5 protein-coding genes are annotated in these 4,735 nt (G+C 50.1%); 2 read left to right on the top strand and 3 right to left on the bottom strand.

Annotated features, from left to right (window positions below; all coding sequences use genetic code 11):
* Positions 1–1,466: hypothetical protein (locus HOK28_12040; GenBank protein ID MBT6433819.1), on the bottom strand; the 1,466-nt coding region annotated here is incomplete at its 3' end.
* A 117-nt stretch (positions 1,467–1,583) separates the two neighbouring features.
* Here HOK28_12040 and HOK28_12035 point away from each other — a divergent pair.
* Together HOK28_12035 and HOK28_12030 are read left to right on the top strand one after the other, a co-directional pair.
* Positions 1,584–2,201: a hypothetical protein gene (locus tag HOK28_12035; protein ID MBT6433818.1), complete on the top strand. Its 618-nt coding sequence runs from the start codon at positions 1,584–1,586 to the stop codon at positions 2,199–2,201.
* 80 nt (positions 2,202–2,281) lie between these two features.
* Positions 2,282–3,904, top strand: a complete 1,623-nt coding sequence (locus tag HOK28_12030) for an HlyD family efflux transporter periplasmic adaptor subunit (GenBank protein ID MBT6433817.1) — start codon at positions 2,282–2,284, stop codon at positions 3,902–3,904.
* Between the two features lie 25 nt (positions 3,905–3,929).
* On the opposite strand, the gene HOK28_12025 is transcribed toward HOK28_12030, so the two are convergent.
* Both HOK28_12025 and HOK28_12020 read right to left on the bottom strand, forming a co-directional pair.
* Positions 3,930–4,523 (bottom strand): hypothetical protein, encoded by a 594-nt coding sequence (locus HOK28_12025; protein MBT6433816.1) that lies wholly within the window; start codon positions 4,521–4,523, stop codon positions 3,930–3,932.
* Positions 4,520–4,735, bottom strand: a 216-nt coding sequence (locus HOK28_12020) for a CBS domain-containing protein (protein ID MBT6433815.1), incomplete at its 5' end; no start/stop codon positions are given. The genes HOK28_12020 and HOK28_12025, both read right to left, overlap by 4 nt.

Here is a 4,735-nt window from a genome sequence, read left to right as displayed (position 1 = left end):
GGCCCAGACTCATAGATCTGTTGCATGCCCCGAACTTTTTCACCACGCATCATCTTGTCATGTTTGATGACGCCGCGAGCCAATGTTTTATTCTCAGTGGTCACTGATCGGCTTCTGCTTTGTTTGACGAAGAATGGCGTATGCGGGCACTTGCGTTTGTGGTTCAGCATTTTAGATCCCAGAAACCCGACAGCTTCTTCCAGTGCTCTGGCATAAAATGCATCCACAAGGTTAAGCGGTTCTTGGCACCCAGATGTGACATGCCTTAGGAAGTGAGTGGCTTCTTCGCTGGCATGGTTCATAGATAAATTCCCCAAGTAAACCATATTGGCCCTCGGGATATAATAACTCTCGCTGCTTAGGATCTGCTTCTTGATTTGCTCCATGTCTTCTTTGCTAAAGTCGCCGCGCCGTTGGAGGCGTTTCAAGAAACTGAGATCCACTACCGTGGCTATTTCAATGGTAGAGAGCGCATCTCCTATTTCAAGGTTGAAAACTTTAAGCAGTACTTCGACGTAGTGTTTGAAGTTTTCTTCGACGGCATCGATGGACTGTGTGATGTCGTCCATTTCTAGCCAATTGAGAAACGACTGCTGGCAGACGATAGGTGGGGTATTGATGATGCAATATTCGTGATTTGAGATTCGTACGAGCGCAGCCTGGTGCTCCAGCCCCTGTTCTTGGAGCTGCCAATAAATGGGCTCCGCATTTTGGTAGATGATTAGGCCAGGGCCTTTCTCAGGCATTTGGTCCAGTTCTTCGAGGACAATCTTAGGCAAATGGGTCGGAGCAACATGCATCTCACCGATAAAAACGACAATCAGATGGTCGGGATGCGTTCGGATCTCTTTGGCTATGCGCCGAGCGGCATAAGTGTCTCGTCTTTTAAGGCTGCCGTCGCCTGCGCCTTTTCGCAGTGTATCGATTCCAAGGGCGCGGTAGCCCCGTTCTTTGGCGAGTTGAAAAATCTCAGAATAAACTTCCCAGGTACCAAACATATTCATCGGCTCGTAGCCGATGGCCTCCAGAAACTCGCTCTCCGTAAGGTCATCAGTCATGAACTTATGAATGAGGTTTTGGAATTTGCCGGGTAGAAACTCAAGTGCGAGTGTGACCGGTCGGTCGGGCGGTAAACGGCGCAACATTCTTAGGTAACTTCGTTGCGCCTGCGGAAGTGTGTGGTAATCGCCGAAATAAATCAGGTTGGTGTTCGTCACAGCATTGTCGAGCTCATCCGTTGAGGTTTGGCTGTGATAGTTACTGACGGCTTGTTTGTAAGTTTCTTGGTAGGCAAGGAACTCCGCGCTGTAGCCATAGACCGAGTCGTTGATCCGGCGCTGGTTGCGGCGAAAGACCTCTTGGTGCAGACGGATCACTTCTTGCCGAAGTGATAGTTGGTCGGGTTCGGTTGCCTTTTTTAAAGGTCGGAGGAACTTCCTCCGTTGTTTCTCGGTTTTCACGGTCATCAGGGGTTGCCTACTTCACTTAAATGGTGCCAGACTTCTCAGCGCATCGCCACTTTCCAACGGATGGGGGCAATGAGAGTTTAATGCGGTGCGTTAACCTTGAAGGAGAAAGATTCTATGGTGAGCAAGTCGTCTGTTTTGACTGCGTCGATTGTATTTTTAGCCCTTGGTATGGCCCCTGTGATTGCCACAGCTGGTGAGGTTAGCCCTACCGATTTTGCCCTCTATAAGGACTGGCAAGATGGTCAAACCGATGAAAGATTGGCTGAAGACGATGAAGAAACCCGAACGAAAAAGATCGCAAAGACCCTTGGTGTAACTGTGGAGCAGCTCGAGGCTGCGGTTGCGAAGGTCAAAGCGGTAGAATCCACTTTGGGAAGCTCAACAGCTCAGGCTGTTCGAAGCTCACTGGCGCAAACTCCAATGGCCAGTCGGCTTTTGGATGTAGAGATCAACACAGAGACGCGCCACGCCGTGGCATACGTTAAATGGCGGTGCCCAGATAAGCGGGACATCGATGTAGAGGCAGCCTACGTGGCCTGGGCCATCGGAGACAGTAACCCTTTGGTTAAGGTTTTAGGGCTCTGGTGCGTAAACGAGATCGATACAAAGCTTTTCAGTGCCCAAATTGGCCGTGAGGCGTTCACAAAAATTCGAAAATCGAGCATTCCGCGGTTCGCAGCTTCACGTTATATCCGATTTTTCCAGAAAATTAAGCGCGGTGCCCATCGCTGAGTGATTCTGGCCTCCTAAAAGTTTAATTCTAGCGACCCTCTTCTTTGGTATCTCTCTCGGTCCGTGATTGAATAAGAGCTATGGCATTGATATTTCGCACGGATTTGGAATGTTCGCGTCAGGATAAGCAGGGCATGATTTTCTATCATGTTCGTGATCCTCAATCTGGTGCGAATTTCGACCTCTACGAAATCGAATACCTGATGGCACTCAAGCTGGATGGGGTCCGAGAAGTCGATGAGGTCGTCGCCGATATTTACGATGATTATGATTTTGAGATCAGCCTAGAGGACTTTGAAACCTTTATGGCTCAGCTTTCTACCCTCGGTTTTGTTCGTGATTTGGCTGAAGACGGTGAAGGGCTCGATGCAGCCGCCACGCAGGTTTTTAGAACGCCTGTGGACAACACCAAAACCCAGCAGTTTAAAATTTCCGAAACAGCAGCTTTGATTGATGCAGGTGATACATCGCACCTAGCGCCCAAGAAAATGATGCCACCACGCAAGCTCGCGATGACCATTGGCGTTGGAGCCCTAGCTCTTCTGCTCTCTACAGTTGGTGCATTTTTCTTATTGGGCGGTTCTGAGACTGGGGTGCGGGCAACCGCGGTTAAGGCCACGCGGGTTGCTCTTTACTTTGAGCAGCCGGCCATCGAGGTGCGCTCACAGCGCGAAACTTGGCTCAGCTTTGCACAAGGTGGGAAAGTGGCTGAACTCAGCGTTGAGCCGAAAGTTATGGTTAAGACTGGCCAAGTACTTGCGGCGCTGACTCTCTCTGGGGCCGTTAAAAAGCAAATCTCTCGGGCCCAAGAGCAAGTTAACAAGAAGGCAGAACTCTTCACCAAGGCGTCGGCACAGGTAGACGCGATTTACGCAGAGCGTGCGAAGATAGAAAAGAAGCGAGCTGCGGCCGATGCGGCTCTTGAGAAGCTCGAACCGGGTAACGTCGGTAAGGGAAAGATCAGTCGTAAGGAAGCTCGTAAGTGGCGTAACAAGCGAGCATCGGCCAACAAGAAATTGGGTAAGCTTGTAAAAAAAGAGCGTAAGTTGGTCCAAAAGCAAACCCGTGCGCGCTTGGCTTTAGATAAGGCGAAGGCTCAATTGGAAACCCGTGAGCTTAAAGTGGCCGACAAAACGCTCAGCGCCCCGTTTGACGGGCAGGTCGTCTCAGTTGGTGAAGTCGAGACAGGTTCTAGAGTGGAAGCCGACCAACAAATCATTCATGTACGCGACCCAGCGAAATTAGAAATTACGTTTCAAGTGCCGAAATTTAAGTCCAGTAAGCAGGGCGGTCAGGGCTTTATTGTTGTGGAAGGCCAAGCCTCTCAAGCTGTGACCATTACCAACGTTGGAGGCAAGCAAGGCGCACGACTGGTCTCAGTTCAATTTGATGACCCTTCGAAAGAAATTATTTATGTATCTGCTGACCAGTTTAGGTTGGTTCGAGAATTTAGAGAGCCTGCATATCGTTTGGCGCGAGCAGCTCTGGTCAACCGCGAAGGTAAGACGATGATTGCGATTATGCGCGAGGGGCGTGTGCTATGGGTACCGGTTGAAGTCTTGTGGAAAGATAAGCTGATGGTTGCAGTGGCTCTTAAAGACGGCATCGACCTGACGGCAGCCGATATGGTCCTACTGGGTACTTTAGACGGAAGTGCCTTGGGAGAACTGGACGACGATGATCGCGTTGTTATGAGCAACTAAGCCGGGCGGCGCAGCGAAAGCCGGGTTACTTAGCTGACTTTACTTGAAGAGCAAGTGAGTTGAGCATGGTTTGAATTTGCTCACTCCAGGGTGTGAGCAGCTCCGTGCGCCCTGAAATAACAAAGGCCAATCCACGTTCATTGTGTATCGTTAGCCAAGCACGTTCGCTCACAGCTATTTGCGAGGCTCCGGAACCTAAAGTGTATGTTTGGTCTAAGAGCATGGCTTCTTGATTAAGGACAGTGGCTTTGGTTTTCTCCATTTTTTCAATGGAAACTCCTGCCTGGCTCTCAACGCTCTTCATTCGGTCCCATTGTTCCTGAGCAAGTCTATCAAGAGTTGGCGCTTTAACGCGCAGTGGATCTAGGTAGATTTGAAACTTAGGTGCACCGTATAAATCGCTTGCTGAACTCATACTTATCAAGAGACCGCCTTTGGCGGCATCTTCGAGTTTGGACGTTGTATCGATGCTCCAACCCGGAATCGGGGTAAGCACCAAGCCAATATCTGGCAGCTCGGCTCTAGGGGCTGACTCTTGGGCCAGCGAATGACAACCGGCACAGCTCAAGAGGAGCGCCAGCCAAGCCAGCATCGCGACGTGAATGTTGGGTGCTCTCATGAGTTCATTTTTTTGGCCATGTACTCAATTAAGTCAATTTTAGTGACCGCTCCAGTAAGCTTGCCATTGTCCAAGACGAGTACAAGCTCACATGAGTTGAAGAGACCACTGAGTGAGGCTACTGGGGTGGTTGGATCGACGACTGCAAAGTTGTTTTCGACCATATCTCCGATAGGGTGATCGAGCTGCACTTCGCCGGCGAGAAGAAACTT

This window comes from Deltaproteobacteria bacterium (assembly GCA_018668695.1).
Taxonomy (GTDB): domain Bacteria; phylum Myxococcota; class XYA12-FULL-58-9; order XYA12-FULL-58-9; family JABJBS01; genus JABJBS01.
Note: the sequence above shows the minus strand (reverse complement) of the source record. Positions and strands in the feature narration are given on the sequence as shown.